The sequence below is a fragment of the Pseudomonas sp. LB3P93 genome, from assembly GCF_054898025.1.
Window position 1 is genome coordinate 6,136,619 of sequence record NZ_CM142713.1, and the last position, 14,607, is coordinate 6,151,225.

12 protein-coding genes are annotated in these 14,607 nt (G+C 60.1%); 7 read left to right on the top strand and 5 right to left on the bottom strand.

The window, feature by feature from the left end; all coding sequences use genetic code 11:
• The first annotated feature begins 23 nt into the window (after positions 1-23).
• From ACYZT8_RS28140 to ilvD, 4 genes are all read left to right on the top strand, one after another.
• On the top strand, positions 24-1,103 hold the full coding sequence (locus ACYZT8_RS28140; RefSeq protein ID WP_461977568.1) for a SagB family peptide dehydrogenase: 1,080 nt from the start codon (positions 24-26) through the stop codon (positions 1,101-1,103).
• Positions 1,100-2,065, top strand: coding sequence for a diiron oxygenase (locus tag ACYZT8_RS28145; protein WP_461977570.1), 966 nt, complete (start codon positions 1,100-1,102; stop codon positions 2,063-2,065). The genes ACYZT8_RS28140 and ACYZT8_RS28145 overlap by 4 nt, the downstream gene beginning before the upstream one ends.
• Positions 2,058-3,263, top strand: coding sequence for a multidrug effflux MFS transporter (locus ACYZT8_RS28150; protein ID WP_461977573.1), 1,206 nt, complete (start codon positions 2,058-2,060; stop codon positions 3,261-3,263). The genes ACYZT8_RS28145 and ACYZT8_RS28150 overlap by 8 nt, the downstream gene beginning before the upstream one ends.
• Before the next feature lie 258 nt (positions 3,264-3,521).
• Positions 3,522-5,363, top strand: coding sequence for a dihydroxy-acid dehydratase (gene ilvD / locus ACYZT8_RS28155; protein ID WP_461977575.1), 1,842 nt, complete (start codon positions 3,522-3,524; stop codon positions 5,361-5,363).
• Between the two features lie 139 nt (positions 5,364-5,502).
• Here the strand turns inward: ilvD and ACYZT8_RS28160 are convergent, their stop codons facing one another.
• Positions 5,503-6,558, bottom strand: coding sequence for an HAD family hydrolase (locus ACYZT8_RS28160; RefSeq protein WP_461977577.1), 1,056 nt, complete (start codon positions 6,556-6,558; stop codon positions 5,503-5,505).
• A 241-nt stretch (positions 6,559-6,799) separates the two neighbouring features.
• On the opposite strand from ACYZT8_RS28160, the gene ACYZT8_RS28165 reads away from it, so the two are divergent.
• A complete protein-coding gene (locus tag ACYZT8_RS28165; protein ID WP_461977579.1) occupies positions 6,800-8,191 on the top strand; it encodes an L-cystine transporter in 1,392 nt (463 codons plus the stop codon).
• Positions 8,192-8,310: 119 nt separating this feature from the next.
• Here the strand turns inward: ACYZT8_RS28165 and ACYZT8_RS28170 are convergent, their stop codons facing one another.
• Positions 8,311-8,823, bottom strand: a complete 513-nt coding sequence (locus ACYZT8_RS28170) for a dihydrofolate reductase (RefSeq protein WP_461977581.1) — start codon at positions 8,821-8,823, stop codon at positions 8,311-8,313.
• Positions 8,824-8,908: 85 nt separating this feature from the next.
• On the opposite strand from ACYZT8_RS28170, the gene ACYZT8_RS28175 reads away from it, so the two are divergent.
• Together ACYZT8_RS28175 and ACYZT8_RS28180 are read left to right on the top strand one after the other, a co-directional pair.
• Positions 8,909-10,288 (top strand): DUF2868 domain-containing protein, encoded by a 1,380-nt coding sequence (locus ACYZT8_RS28175; protein ID WP_461977583.1) that lies wholly within the window; start codon positions 8,909-8,911, stop codon positions 10,286-10,288.
• A complete protein-coding gene (locus ACYZT8_RS28180) occupies positions 10,281-11,657 on the top strand; it encodes a GTPase/DUF3482 domain-containing protein (RefSeq protein WP_461977585.1) in 1,377 nt (458 codons plus the stop codon). The genes ACYZT8_RS28175 and ACYZT8_RS28180 overlap by 8 nt, the downstream gene beginning before the upstream one ends.
• Positions 11,658-11,762: 105 nt before the next feature.
• Here ACYZT8_RS28180 and ACYZT8_RS28185 read toward each other — a convergent pair whose 3' ends face one another.
• The 3 genes from ACYZT8_RS28185 to ACYZT8_RS28195 form a co-directional block, all read right to left on the bottom strand.
• Entirely contained in the window at positions 11,763-12,320 is a 558-nt protein-coding gene (locus ACYZT8_RS28185; RefSeq protein WP_461977587.1) for a phosphonate degradation HD-domain oxygenase, read from the bottom strand.
• Positions 12,320-13,453, bottom strand: a complete 1,134-nt coding sequence (locus ACYZT8_RS28190; protein WP_461977588.1) for a TIGR03364 family FAD-dependent oxidoreductase — start codon at positions 13,451-13,453, stop codon at positions 12,320-12,322. The genes ACYZT8_RS28185 and ACYZT8_RS28190 overlap by 1 nt, the downstream gene beginning before the upstream one ends.
• Before the next feature lie 126 nt (positions 13,454-13,579).
• On the bottom strand, positions 13,580-14,605 hold the full coding sequence (locus ACYZT8_RS28195; RefSeq protein WP_461977590.1) for a putative 2-aminoethylphosphonate ABC transporter substrate-binding protein: 1,026 nt from the start codon (positions 14,603-14,605) through the stop codon (positions 13,580-13,582).
• Between the last annotated feature and the right edge of the window lie 2 nt (positions 14,606-14,607).

Below are 14,607 nucleotides of genomic sequence, written 5' to 3' on the forward strand. Positions count from 1 at the left end.
TTGCCCAGAGCGAACCGCCCATCATGCAGATCAGCCCTCATTTATTCATACTTCCTCGCACGCCGGGTCAGATAGTTTGGGATTACAAGAACCACAAGCAGTTTGAACTGAACCTTAAGTATTCAACTCGACTGGCCGAACTAATCGACAACCCCGAAAAATTTAACAACCACAATACAATTGACACTCAGCTACTCAACGCCGGAATACTCACAACATCAACAGCAAACATTATTGAATGGGGCTGGGACGAACTATCGAAGATATATCATATCGGCACCAAGAACATTCCTTGCGAACATATTCCGCAAGACATTAATGAATGGTCAAAACAATACCTTGATCATTGCACCGACGTGCTGAGCACACCCTCGCCGAAAGCCAGACGCTCCGAACGCCTGGAAGGCGAGCTGATCGCCCTGCCAAAACCTCCCTGCCTGCCGGAGGGCTCCCTGGCAAACGCCTTGGTCAATCGGAAAACCTGTCGCACCTTCACCGGTGAAGCCGTTTCACTCGAAGCGGTGAGTACATTGCTGTACCTGTCCCTTGGTTATCTGCATGAGCGCAAAAACGACGTCGACGAAAGCATTGTCGAAGGTCTCGGCGCCCGGCGAAGCAGCCCGTCCGGTGGTGGACTGAACGCCTGCGAAGGCTTTCTGCTGGTGCAAAACGTCAGAGGCCTGCAACCCGGTCTCTACGCCTACCACCCCGTCGGGCATGCACTGAGTTTTGTTAATCCGTTGCCTCGTCAGCCTTTGGGTCAACTGATGTGCGGGCAACATTTCATCAACAACCTGCCCGCAGGCCTGTTCATCACCAGTCGATTCGACAAGCTGTGGTGGAAATATGAACACTCGCGGGCCTACCGAATGGCTTACGTCGAGGCCGGCCATATTTCTCAGACCTTTCAACTGGCGGCCACTTCACTGGGATTGAACACTTGGCTGACCGGCGCCTTGACGGATGATCAGGTCGAGACACTGTTGGGCCTTGAGAACAGTGCAGAACAACCGTTGTTTTTTGTCGGCTGCGGCCAGAGCGACGGGCAAGTGATGTGCAAGGAGTTGAAAGCGCTGTTGTGCAATCGGGGGCAGGAACAATGACCGAGCCTCTCATCGACCCCGCCTCATGGGCCAATCGCTTTACCCTCGGAGACTGGAATACCCGAGCCTCGGTGCGCATCAGCGAACACGCCTATCAATTGCCCTCGGACCTGCAGCATCAACTGGAAACCCGCCACTGGTTTCCACCGGCCTTTCTGCCTTACCTGAATCACCCGGCGGTCAAAGCAGCAGGCAGAGGGATCATTCATCGCCTGACCGCCAACCATTTGGTGCATTTCCTCGACTACACCACCCTGCTCGAACACCGCATCGTCAACCGATCCGTGGAAACCATCGCTCACAACGAACTGGGGGTCTCCATCCCCCAACGGATGAAAACGGCCGCGCTGCAGCTCTACACCGATGAGGCCTATCACGCGCTGTTTTCAAATAGTCTCGCCGAGCAGATTGCTGACATTTACAGCATGACTGATCGCCCGGTCATGCCCCAGCGGATAGCCCGGCTGAACGCCCTTCTCGACCGCACACCGGACAAGCACAAAGCACTGGCGTGGTTTCTCGTCGGTTTCGTCTCGGAAACGATTATCGCCAAGGAACTGCTCGACGTTTGCCGCGACACGTTGGTCAGCAGCGTTCAGGAAATGCTCAGGGACCACCTCGCCGACGAGGCGCGACACAGTCGCTACTTTTGCGAAGTGTTCCATTATCTGTGGCTGCAACTGAGCTGCGGCCAACGCACGTTCACCGCCAGGTTGCTCCTGGAAATCCTGCTGATCTTCTTTGAAGTCGATGAACGCTGGCTTGGCGAAAGTCTGCGCAGCGCCGGCCTGGGTGAAACGCCTGTGGCGCAGATCCTTTGTGATCTGAGCGGCCCGCAAGCACAACGCCTGCGCGCCCGGTCAGGTGCTGGTGCCACGCTCGGCGCAATGAAAAAGGCAGGGTTCTTCGATCTGCCTGCCAATCGGCAGCTTTTCTCCAGGGCAGGGCTTCTCGATGAATGAAGAAAACGATGCAGTCGGCGGCAAAAAACGTCGGTCCGCGGTGATTCTGTTGATGACGATGGTGTTGCTCGGCGTCTTTCCCCTCGATGTCCTGCTGCCGTCCTTCCCGGCCCTGGCCGAACACTTCCAGACCACGCCAGCCGACATCGCGTTCTCCATCAGCCTGTTTGCCATCGGCATTTCCCTTTCTCAATTGCTGATTGGGCCACTGTCGGATGCCATCGGGCGCAAGGGTTTATTGCTGGCTGGAATGGCCGTCTCGATTGTCGGAGCGATAGGGTGTGTCCTGTCGACCGAGTACGCCTGGTTCCTGATATTCCGGTTGATCCAGGCCATCGGCTGCGGCTGCTTTGTGCTCTCACAGGCGCTGGTTCAAGACCTGTTCAGCGGCAAGGAGCGCGATCAATTGCGGATCATGATGGTCACCGCCAGCGGAATGTTCATTTCGGTTTCGCCTCTGGCGGGCACTTTGCTGCAAGAGGCCATGGACTGGCCCGGAAGCTTCGTAGCCTTTATCGTTTTGGCCGCCGCGGTGTTCCTGAAGGCCTGTTTCTTTCTGGAAAACCTGCGTCCCGTGCCGGCTCCGCGCCAAAGCATCATCCAGTCGTATCGGAAGATCTGTCTCGATGCAGGTTTCCTCGGCTATTGGCTAATCGCCGCCATTGCCTTCACTTGCCACTTTTCCTTCATCGTCATCTCGCCACTGATCTTCATGGAACAGTTGCAACTTTCGCCGTACGAATTCTCTTTGACCCTGTTGCTTTACGGTGCGGCCTACCTCGTCGGAGGGGTCGTCGCTCGGGTTTTCGCCAATCGGGTAGCGCCCGACACTCAGATCATCGTGGGCCTGGGCCTGATCTTTTTCTCGGGGCTGTTCATGCTGTTGCTTTCTGCCTTGGTGGGGCTTTCGATCCTGACGGTGCTGGTCCCGATGATCATCTGCACCGCCGGCACCACCATCGCCCGCCCGGTGGCCACGTCCAAAGCCATGGACGTATTCCCGGACAACTCCGGTACTTCAGCCTCGGCCGGCAATACCTTGGTGTTTATCTTCGGCGGGGTGATCAGCGCCCTCATCAACTTGAGCGGGAGTCATCTGCAAACGACTCTTGGATTAACTTTCCTGATATTGAGCACCCTTGGTGTCGGCCTCAATGCACTGATTACCCGCCGGCATCAGGCAGTGAGTAACGGGTGAAACCTGCCAGTCGTCATCCCGCACGTTGTGTCAGCGCTGGATCAACGCTTCCCGGCATTCCCTCCTGACGCCAGCCGTGTAGAATCGCGGCATTCATCGCCAGTCATCCCCCGGCGGGTTTATGAGCTCAAGCTGAAGCGCGCGGCGATCCCGCAAAGTTATCGGCAACTTCCGGACACACGGCCATTTCTGGGTGTTCCAGACGTCAATAGAAGCTCACTTCCCTTTTGATACCTGATTAGCCGCCCGGAGTGCTTCATGCCTGATTACCGCTCGAAAACGTCCACCCATGGCCGCAACATGGCCGGCGCCCGCGCACTGTGGCGCGCCACGGGGATGAAAGATGACGACTTCAAAAAGCCGATCATCGCCATTGCCAACTCGTTCACCCAATTCGTACCGGGTCATGTCCACCTCAAGGACCTCGGCCAGCTGGTCGCCCGCGAAATCGAACGCGCCGGTGGTGTAGCGAAAGAATTCAACACCATTGCCGTGGATGACGGCATCGCCATGGGCCACGACGGCATGCTCTATTCGCTGCCGAGCCGCGAGATCATCGCCGACTCCGTCGAATACATGGTCAACGCCCACTGCGCCGACGCCATCGTCTGCATCTCCAACTGCGACAAGATCACCCCCGGCATGCTGATGGCGGCCCTGCGCCTGAACATTCCGGTGATCTTCGTCTCTGGCGGCCCGATGGAAGCCGGCAAGACCAAACTGGCCAGCCACGGTCTCGACCTCGTCGACGCTATGGTGATCGCCGCCGACTCCAGCGCTTCTGACGAGAAAGTCGCTGAGTACGAGCGCAGCGCCTGCCCGACCTGCGGTTCGTGCTCCGGTATGTTCACCGCCAACTCGATGAACTGCCTGGTTGAAGCCCTGGGCCTGGCCTTGCCGGGCAACGGTTCGACCCTGGCCACCCACAGCGACCGCGAGCAGCTGTTCCTGCAGGCCGGCCGCACCATCGTCGAGCTGTGCAAGCGTTACTACCACGACAACGACGAATCGGTATTGCCGCGCAACATCGCCAACTTCAAGGCGTTCGAAAACGCCATGACGCTGGACATCGCCATGGGCGGTTCCACCAACACCATCCTGCACTTGCTGGCTGCCGCCCAGGAAGCCGAAATCGATTTCGACCTGCGCGACATCGACCGCCTCTCCCGCCACGTGCCGCAACTGTGCAAAGTCGCGCCGAACATCCAGAAGTACCACATGGAAGACGTGCACCGTGCCGGCGGGATCTTCAGCATCCTCGGTTCGCTGGCTCGTGGCGGTCTGCTGCACACCGACCTGCCGACCGTGCACAGCAAGACCCTGGCCGAAGGCATCGCCAAGTGGGACATCACGCAGACCGACGACGAAGCGGTGCATATCTTTTTCAAGGCCGGTCCTGCGGGCATCCCGACGCAAACCGCGTTCAGCCAGTCGACCCGCTATGAAACCCTGGACGATGACCGTGAGAACGGCTGCATCCGCAGTGTCGAGCACGCTTATTCGAAAGAAGGCGGCCTGGCCGTTCTCTACGGCAACATCGCTTTGGACGGCTGCGTGGTGAAAACCGCTGGCGTCGACGAATCGATCCACGTGTTCGAAGGCAACGCGAAGATCTTCGAAAGCCAGGACAGCGCCGTACGCGGCATCCTCGCGGACGAAGTGAAGGCCGGCGACATCGTGATCATCCGTTACGAAGGCCCGAAAGGCGGCCCGGGCATGCAGGAAATGCTCTACCCGACGTCGTACCTGAAATCCAAAGGCCTGGGCAAAGCCTGCGCCCTGCTCACCGACGGTCGTTTCTCCGGCGGCACGTCGGGCCTGTCCATCGGCCACGCTTCGCCAGAAGCGGCTGCGGGCGGCGCGATTGGTCTGGTACAGGACGGCGACAAGGTACTGATCGACATTCCGAACCGCTCGATCAACCTGTTGATCAGCGACGAAGAAATGGCTGGGCGCCGTGCCGAGCAGGATCAGAAAGGCTGGAAGCCTGTGGAAAAACGTCCACGCAAGGTGACCACTGCACTGAAAGCCTACGCTCTGCTGGCAACCAGCGCCGACAAGGGTGCTGTGCGTAACAAGGCGATGCTTGACGGGCTGTAAGGCTTAACCGTCGAACAAAAAAATACCCCGCCATGTGCGGGGTATTTTTTTGCCTGATCGTTCCCACGCTCTGCGTGGGAACGAACATCACAGATCCAAAGTAGGAGCGAGGCTTGCCCGCGAAGGCAGCACCTCGGTCTTACTGAATCTCCTCCGGTTTCACGATCACCCAGTTCTTGTCCGCCGTCACCGGCAACCCTTCCTTGGCCTGAGCTGCCGCGTGCTTGGCCATCATGCCGTTAATCTGGGTCATGTATTTGTCCTTGCGGTTGACCCACAAGTGGATGCCGCCCTTGGCCACGTCGACGCTGTGAAACAGCATGAAACCGTCGCTGCTCGGGGTGTCGCCGCCCACCAGCACCGGTTTTTTCCACTCATCGATGTAGGTCAGGATCGCCGCTTGTTTACCTGCCATCCAGGTCGCAGGGGTCCACAGGTACGGGGTCAGTTCGAGGCCGAGGTTGGCCTTCTCGTCATACTTGCCAGCGGTGATTTGCTTGCGTGCCGTGGTCAACTCGCCGGACTTGGGGTCCTTGAGCAGCAGGCTCACGCCAATGACGTTTTGCGGTTTCACGTTGTAGCCGTACTTCGGATCGGAAGCGACCATGCGCACCAGCTCTTCGGAGGCGGCGGTCATCACATAGACCTCGATGCCGTTCTCCATCAGCTTGTTGTACAGCTCGGTTTGACCCGTGAAGACTTTCGGCGGATTGACGTCGAGTTTCTTGACCACGTCGCCTTCGTAATAAGTGGCCGGCACCGGTTTGCCGGACGCCATCAACTCATCGACATAAACCTTGAGCTCTGTGAGCGTGAAACCGGAGAACACCTGGGCGACCCATGGATAGCAAACCATGTCGTCGAGTTCGCAGAGGCGATAGTAGTAACTGAACAGGCTTTCCTTGTGGTCGGCGGTGTCCTTGAACGGAATCAGTTTCAGGGAGGGGTCGAGTTTCTCGCGGGTGATCAGGCCCTTGTTTTCCATGTACGGCAGCAACGACTCTTCGAGGTCGTAGCGGTAACTGGTGTTGTCCATGTCGAACACCGCGTAGTTACCTTTGTTGGCGTTGGCCGCAATCATCGCGTCCAGCGCCTTGGCCTGATCGGCTGGCCAATGCTTCAAATCCGTGGCAAACACCTGGCCAGCTAGGCCCAGACAGAGTGCGGCAGCCAGAAATTTCGGTGCGAACTTCATCTGCATTTCTCCCTGATTCAAAGATATCGACGCTATCAAATTAGTGTGACAGTCCCCGTCTGCCTGCGACCGCCCGCGTCCCTTCCGCGTCAGGTGCATCTCCGACAACGACACCCTCTTATTCCAAAAACGACAGTTAACAGACTTTTTTGATATTAATTCATTAGTTTTCAAGCTGTTAGGCTTGCCGGTTCACAGCTGCCCCGGAAGGTGGCTGGCACAAGTCTCTCTCGGAGTTCACATGAATCTGCCGCTGATCCTCAATCTGCTGGTGTTCCTCGCGCTACTATTCGGTCTCGCCCAAACCCGCCACACCACCTGGAGCCTGGCGAAAAAAGTCCTGCTCGCGCTGGTGCTGGGCGTAGTGTTCGGTGTTGCTTTGCACACGATTTACGGCGCCGGCAACCCGGTGCTGAAAGCCTCGATCGGCTGGTTCGATCTGGTGGGCAACGGTTACGTGCAATTGCTGCAAATGATCGTGATCCCGCTGGTGTTCGCCTCGATCCTCAGCGCCGTGGCGCGCCTGCATAACGCGTCGTCGCTGGGCAAGATCAGCTTCCTGACCATCGGCACGCTGCTGTTCACCACCGCCATTGCGGCGCTGATCGGCATCGGCTTGACCAACCTGTTCGGCCTGACCGCCGAAGGCCTGGTGGCAGGGACGCAGGAAATGGCTCGCCTGCAAACTATTCAGACCGACTATGCGGGCAAGGTTGCCGACCTGAATGTGCCGCAACTGCTGTTGTCGTTCATTCCGCAAAACCCGTTTGCCGACCTCGCTCGCGCCAAGCCGACCTCGATCATCAGCGTGGTGATCTTCGCTGCGTTCCTGGGTGTCGCGGCGCTGCAACTGCTCAAGGATGACGCCTCGAAAGGTCAGAAAGTGATCAATGCCATCGACACCCTGCAAGCCTGGGTGATGCGTCTGGTGCGTCTGGTGATGAAATTGACCCCGTACGGTGTTTTGGCGCTGATGACCAAAGTGGTCGCCGGTTCCAACCTGCAAGACATCATCAAGCTCGGCAGTTTTGTGGTGGTTTCCTATATCGGTTTGGGCCTGATGTTTGTGGTCCATGGCTTGCTGGTGTCGGCGGCCGGGATCAACCCGCTGCGGTTCTTCCGCAAGATCTGGCCGGTACTGACGTTTGCGTTCACCAGCCGCTCCAGCGCCGCGACGATTCCGCTGAGCATCGAAGCGCAGACCAGCCGCTTGGGCATCCCGCAGTCCATCGCCAGTTTCGCCGCTTCGTTCGGCGCGACCATTGGCCAGAACGGTTGTGCCGGCCTGTACCCGGCGATGTTGGCGGTGATGGTTGCGCCCACCGTGGGCATCAACCCTCTGGACCCGCTATGGATCGCAACGCTGGTGGCGATTGTGACGTTGAGTTCGGCCGGTGTGGCGGGCGTGGGTGGCGGGGCGACGTTTGCCGCGCTGATTGTGCTGCCGGCGATGGGCTTGCCGGTGTCACTGGTGGCGTTGCTGATTTCGGTTGAGCCGCTGATCGATATGGGCCGCACGGCGTTGAACGTGAGTGGTTCGATTACGGCCGGGGCGATTACCAGCCAGATGATGCAGCAGACGGATAAAGAATTGCTGGATGCGGATGAGCATGCGGAGTTGGCTCACGCTTAAGTCTTCATTGACAGGGCAGGCCTCATCGCGAGCAAGCTCGCTCCCACAGGGTTCGGCGGTGCTTACACAATTTGTGTTTCACCTCGTCCACTGTGGGAGCGGGCTTGCCCGCGATGCTTTCAGGCTTTTTCCCAGACTTCGAAGTTGTACGCCGGCTTATCATCCGCAGCCGGATTCTCGATGTTCGACACCAGTTTCCACGCCTTCAAATCAAACTCCGGAAACCACGCATCCCCTTCCGGGCTCAACGCCACGCGCGTCAGGTACAGCCGATCCGCCTGAGCCATCCCCTGCGCATATAACTGCGCCCCGCCAATCAGCATCACCTCGTCGACGCCCTGTTCCTTCGCCCATTCCTGCGCGCGAACCACGGCAGCCTCCAGCGATGGATAAACCTCCGCGCCTTCCAGCACCAGATCCGCCTGACGGCTGACCACGATGTTCAACCGGCCAGGCAACGGACGACCGAGGGAATCCCAGGTCTTGCGACCCATGATGATCGGCTTGCCCAAGGTGGTGGCCTTGAAGTATTTGAAGTCCCCCGGCAAGTGCCAGGGCATGCTGTTGTCGACGCCGATCACACGGTTTTCACCGAGGGCTGCAATCAGGCTGAGGGGGAGTGATTTAGTCATGGCCGCGAGGATACCAGAGCCTTCCGTACCCCGATAAGCGCCACAGCGGTTATGCTCACAGCTCAATTGAGCGACGGGAAGCCGCGTGACTGAACTGACTCCACTGCAAAACCTCTGGCTGACCGAGACGGTACGCCTGCGTGAAGAACACGCCGGCCCCCTGGATGATCTGGAAGCCAACCGACTGGCCCGCAGCGCCGGCGGCGATCTGCCGACGCGGATTCAGCGCCGGGCGGTGTGGCTGGCCGAGCGCGACGGTTTGGCCGACGCCCTCAACCATTGGCTGCAAGGCGCGCGACTGGCGCTGATCGTGATGGCGGTGCTGGCGATCGTCAGCGGCGCGGGCCTGGCGTTTGCCGCGCTGGGTGACGGTCAGACCCCGGTGAATGTGTTCTGGGCCCTGGGCAGTCTGCTTGGGCTCAATCTGATTCTGCTGTTGAGCTGGGCGTTGGGACTGGTGTTTGCCGGTGAACACGGCGCCAGCCTTGGACGCTTGTGGCTGTGGCTCAGCGAAAAACTCGCTCGCGATGCCAAAGCCGCGCAACTAGCGCCGGCCCTGCTGCTGTTGTTGCAACGACAGAAACTCAATCGCTGGGCGATCGGCGTGCTGGTCAATGGGCTGTGGTTATTGGCGATGCTCAGCGCCCTGGCGATATTGCTGACGCTTATGGCGACGCGACGCTACGGCTTCGTCTGGGAAACCACCATTCTCAGCGGCGATACTTTCGTCGCCATGACCCAAGCCCTCGGCGCCCTGCCGGCCTTGCTCGGTTTCAGCGTACCCACGGTGGAGATGATCCGCGCCAGTGGCGATGCCGCGCTGAACATCGAAAGCGCTCGCCAGGCCTGGGCGGCATGGCTGGTGGGCGTGTTGCTGGTCTACGGCGTTTTGCCGCGTCTGTTGCTGGTGGTGTTCTGCCGCTGGCGCTGGAAGTCCGGCCAAGCGGCTTTGCGCCTGGATTTGAACCTGCCCGGTTATGCCCAGCTACGCGAACGCCTGATGCCCACCAGCGAACGACTCGGCATCAGCGATGCCGCGCCTGCGCAACTTCATCGTGTGGAAAGCGGTGTCAGTGAACAACAAAGCGATGGCGCGCTGCTGGTGGCCATCGAGCTGGATGATCAACGCCCGTGGCCGCCGCAACTGCCGAAAACCGTGAGCAATGCCGGCATCCTCGACAGTCGCGAATCGCGCAACAAACTCCTCGAACAGCTGAGTCGTTTCCCCCCCGAGCGTTTGGCCATCGCCTGCGATCCACGGCGATCGCCGGACCGTGGCAGTCTCGCGCTGATCGCCGAACTGGCGCGCAACGCCGCCGCGACCCGGGTCTGGCTGTTGCAAGCGCCAAGCGGCGAAGCGCTGGATGCCGAGCGTCTGGGCGACTGGCACATCGCACTGCAACAGCTGGACTTGCCGTTCGCCGATTGCGCGCCGCTGAACTGGCTGGAGACGGGTCATGACTAATCCGTGGAAAGCACCGTTGAAGCTCGCCGTGGTCGGCCACACCAACGTCGGCAAAACTTCCCTGTTGCGCACCCTGACCCGGGATGTCGGTTTCGGCGAAGTCTCCCATCGACCAAGCACCACCCGCCACGTCGAAGGCGCGCGCTTGTCGGTGGACGGCGAGCCGTTGCTGGATCTCTTTGACACGCCAGGCCTGGAAGACGCCATCGCCCTGCTCGACTACCTCGAACGTCTGGAGCGTCCCGGCGAACGGCTCGACGGGCCGGCACGGCTCGCAAGATTTCTTGAAGGCAGCGAAGCCCGGCAGCGCTTTGAACAGGAAGCCAAGGTGCTGCGGCAATTGCTCGCCTCGGACGCGGGCCTCTATGTGATCGACGCCCGGGAGCCGGTGCTGGCCAAGTACCGCGACGAACTGGAAGTGCTGGCCAGTTGCGGCAAACCGCTGCTGCCGGTGCTGAATTTCGTCAGCAGCGCCAACCATCGCGAGCCGGATTGGCGTGAAGCCCTGGCACGCCTGGGTTTGCATGCCCTGGTGCGTTTCGACAGCGTCGCGCCGCCCGAGGATGGCGAACGTCGACTCTATGAAAGCCTCGCCTTGCTGCTGGAAAACTCCCGCGAACAATTGGAGCGCCTGATCGCCGATCAACAGGCCCAACGCCTTGCCCGCCAGCAAAGTGCGGCGCGGCTGATTGCCGAGTTGCTGATCGATTGCGCCGCGTGCCGGCGCAGCGTGATCAGCGATGCGGAGCAGGAACGGCAGGCCATCAGCGAACTGCGCAAAGCCGTTCGCCAACGGGAACAACGTTGCGTCGAAGCCTTGCTCAAGCTTTACGCCTTCCGCCCACAGGATGCGGCGGCCAGTGATCTGCCGCTGCTCGATGGTCGTTGGGGCGATGATTTGTTCAACCCGGAAACCCTAAAGCAACTCGGCGTCAGGGTTGGCGGTGGCATTGCGGCCGGTGCGGCCGCCGGTGCCGGGGTCGACTTGCTGGTGGGCGGCCTGACCCTCGGCGCGGCGGCACTGGCCGGCGCGATTGCCGGCGGTGCGCTGCAAACCGCACGCAGTTATGGCAGCCGGTTGATGGGCAAGATAAGAGGCCAGCGGGAATTGACGGTCGACGACAGCGTGTTGAGGTTGTTGGCATTGCGTCAGCGGCAATTGCTGCAAGCGCTGAATGCGCGTGGGCACGCGGCAATGGACAGCATTCAGGTGGCCACGCCGCAGGACAAAACCTGGCGCGAAGGCAAACTGCCCGAAGCCCTGCACAAGGCCCGGGCGCATCCGCAGTGGTCGTCGCTGAATCCTCATCCCAAGTTGAGTCAGGCGGAGCGGCAGGAGCAGATAGAAGCGTTGGCGCAGCAACTCTGAATCTGATCGTTCCCACGCTCCCGCGTGGGAATGCAGCCCGTGACGCTCCGCGTCACTGGACGCAGAGCGTCCCTTGAGGCATTCCCACGCAGAGCGTGGGAACGATCATGCGGCTAGGAGGCGCAACGCCTTTTCCTTCAAGACCCCAAGATCAATCACCGGCACCCACATCTCCTTGGCCAACTCATCCCACTGCCGCATGCGCAAACTGACTTCGCACAACGGATCCTGTTCGAAGGCTTCAGCCTCGGCAGGCGTCATCACCCCGCCCTGATATTCCAGGGTCCGGCGGCTGGCTTCGCTCAAGCGCTCGTAGTACCCGGGCTCTTTGAGCGTCAGGTAACGCTTGGCCTGAACGTGGTATTCCACCAGCCGCGCCATGCGCTCGCTGAAACCGGCTCGACGCAAGTAATCGGCGCCCAGACGCTCGTGGCTGACCACGCCGAAACCGCCCATGTTCTCGGCGCTCTCGCCACAGATATGGCCGATGTCATGGAAGAACGCGGCCAGCACCACTTCATCATCGAAGCCCTCAGCCATGGCCAGCTCAGCCGCCTGGGACATGTGCTCGATCTGCGACACCGGCTCGCCGATGTAATCGCTGTCGCCAAAGCGCTCGTACAAACCGAACACCTCGGCAATCACTTGTTCATGACGCGCCATCAATCTTCCCCCAACACTTGAGCGACATTACGTTCGGCCATCGCCGGCCCGACACTCATGCCGACCCCGGTGTGCATCAGCGCCACGCTCACACCTGGCGCAGGACGCAAGAACGAGAACGGCCCTGGCCCACGTGAACCATAGACACCCTGCCAGCGCTCGACCACTTGCACCTTGCAAGCCAGGGTTTGTTCAGCGAGCTCGATCATCCAGCTGTCCACTTGCTCGGCATTGAACGGCGACGGATCGCTGCCGTAATGGTGGGAGTCGCCGATGATCAATTCGCCGTAAGGCGTCGGGCTGATCAGCAGGTGGATGCCGTTTTCATGCAGGTGCGGTTCCTCGCGCAGGATTTGCGCCTGCACTGCCGCCGCTTCCGGCAGATCAGCGAAGGCACCGTAGTGCACGCAGCTCAAACCGGTGAGCAACGCGTGCTGCAAGTTGAGGTTGACCTGCGGTCGGGCGCGGAGCATTTGCAGGCGACAGACTTGCGGGTTGAGCGCGGCAATCGGCTCGGCCAGCAACGTCTGATAGTCATGACCGGAACAGACGATGATCTGCTCGGCGCTGAAAGTACCGGCGGTGCTGTGCAGGCGACCCGGCTCGATGTCGCGCACCAACGTGGAGAAGTGAAACTCGACGCCGAGGTCGCGGCGCAGGTAGTCGATCAACGCCGGAATCGCTTCGCGCGAATACAGTTGCTGATCGTCCATACCGTGCAACGCGGCGCGGTGATGGCTGAACTGCCCGCCGTACAGATCGCGCAATGCAGCGCCGCGCAGCAGGTCGACGCGGTAACCGTGTTCCACGGCGCGGCCGGCGCAGAAGGCTTCCAGCAAGTGTTCTTCGGCTTCGCTGCGGGCAAACAGGTACGAGCCGTTGCGCTTGAGTTGCAGGCCGGCCCGTTGTGCCCATTGGCCCCAGATCTCGCGGCTGGCTCTGGCCAGTTCGAGCATCGGGCCCGGTGGCTGGCCGGTGACGAGGGCCTGGCCGAAGTTGCGGACCGAGGCGCCGAGCGGGGTTTCGCTGCGTTCGAAAACCGTGACTTTGAGACCGCGTCTGGCAGCGGCGTAGGCGTGGGACAGGCCAAGAATGCCGGCGCCTACGATCAGCATGTCGTTGTGTTGTGTCATGAAGTTCCCCCAATGATCGTTCCAACGCTCTGCGTGGGAATGCAGCCATGGACGCTCCGCGTCCACTGTGACGCAGAGCGTCACGGGATTCATTCCCACGCAGAGCGTGGGAACGATCGGTGTCAGTTACTTGGCAGCCACTTTCTCGGACTTGCCGTCATAACGCTTGCGCCACTCGGTCAGGATCTCGTCACGATTCTTCGACGCCCAGGCAAAGTCGTTCTTGATCAAACGCTGCTCATAATCCGCCGGCAATTCGGTCTGCGGTTTGGCGATGCCAGGCTGTGCAAGGACAGCAAAGTTCTCTTTGTACAAATCCATCGCCGCCGGACTTGCCGAGAAGTCAGCCAGTTTCTTCGCCGCCTCTTCGTGCGGTGTGCCCTTGATCACAGCGGTCGCTTCGATCTCCCAGCCCAGGCCTTCCTTCGGCAGGATGATGTCCAGCGGTGCACCCTGGCGCTTCAACTGAACGGCCGGGTACTCGAAGGAAATACCGATCGGGAACTCACCCGCCGCCGCCAGTTTGCAAGGCTTGGAACCGGAGTGAACGTACTGGCCGATGTTCTGGTGCAGGTCGTCCATGTACTGCCAGCCCTGCTTCTCGCCGAAGGTTTGCAGCCAGGCGCTGACGTCGAGGAAACCGGTGCCGGACGAGGCCGGGTTCGGCATCACGATTTTGCCTTTGTACTCAGACTTGGTCAGATCCTGCCAGCTCACAGGCTTGGTCAAACCCTGTTTTTCGGCTTCGACAGTGTTGAAGCAAATGGTCGCGGCCCAGACGTCCATACCGACCCAGGCTGGCGGGTTGGCCGCATCGCGGTAGTTGCCGCCGATCTTGCCCAAGTCCTTTGGCGCGTAGCTTTGCAGCATGCCTTGCTGATCGAGGATCGCCAGGCTCGACGCCGCCAGGCCCCAGACTGCATCAGCCTGTGGACGGGCTTTTTCGGCCAGCAGTTTCGCAGTGATGATCCCGGTGGAGTCGCGTACCCACTTGATCTCGATGTCCGGGTTGGCCTTTTCGAAGGCTTCTTTATAGGTCTTCAGCTGTTCGGCTTCGAGGGCGGTGTACACCGTCAACTCGGTTTGCGCTGCGAAGGCGTTCAGGCTGAAAGTAGCGAGCACAGCAGCGGCCAGGGCCATAGGCTTGAACATGA

What these genes read in the sequence shown, in the direction of transcription:
- ACYZT8_RS28140 (WP_461977568.1), top strand. Translation starts at nt 24, where the DNA reads ATGCAGATCAGCCCTCATTTATTCATACTTCCTCGCACGCCGGGTCAG.
- ACYZT8_RS28145 (WP_461977570.1), top strand. Translation starts at nt 1,100, where the DNA reads ATGACCGAGCCTCTCATCGACCCCGCCTCATGGGCCAATCGCTTTACC.
- ACYZT8_RS28150 (WP_461977573.1), top strand. Translation starts at nt 2,058, where the DNA reads ATGAATGAAGAAAACGATGCAGTCGGCGGCAAAAAACGTCGGTCCGCG.
- ilvD (WP_461977575.1), top strand. Translation starts at nt 3,522, where the DNA reads ATGCCTGATTACCGCTCGAAAACGTCCACCCATGGCCGCAACATGGCC.
- ACYZT8_RS28160 (WP_461977577.1), bottom strand. Translation starts at nt 6,558, where the DNA reads ATGAAGTTCGCACCGAAATTTCTGGCTGCCGCACTCTGTCTGGGCCTA.
- ACYZT8_RS28165 (WP_461977579.1), top strand. Translation starts at nt 6,800, where the DNA reads ATGAATCTGCCGCTGATCCTCAATCTGCTGGTGTTCCTCGCGCTACTA.
- ACYZT8_RS28170 (WP_461977581.1), bottom strand. Translation starts at nt 8,823, where the DNA reads ATGACTAAATCACTCCCCCTCAGCCTGATTGCAGCCCTCGGTGAAAAC.
- ACYZT8_RS28180 (WP_461977585.1), top strand. Translation starts at nt 10,281, where the DNA reads ATGACTAATCCGTGGAAAGCACCGTTGAAGCTCGCCGTGGTCGGCCAC.
- ACYZT8_RS28185 (WP_461977587.1), bottom strand. Translation starts at nt 12,320, where the DNA reads ATGGCGCGTCATGAACAAGTGATTGCCGAGGTGTTCGGTTTGTACGAG.
- ACYZT8_RS28190 (WP_461977588.1), bottom strand. Translation starts at nt 13,453, where the DNA reads ATGACACAACACAACGACATGCTGATCGTAGGCGCCGGCATTCTTGGC.
- ACYZT8_RS28195 (WP_461977590.1), bottom strand. Translation starts at nt 14,605, where the DNA reads ATGTTCAAGCCTATGGCCCTGGCCGCTGCTGTGCTCGCTACTTTCAGC.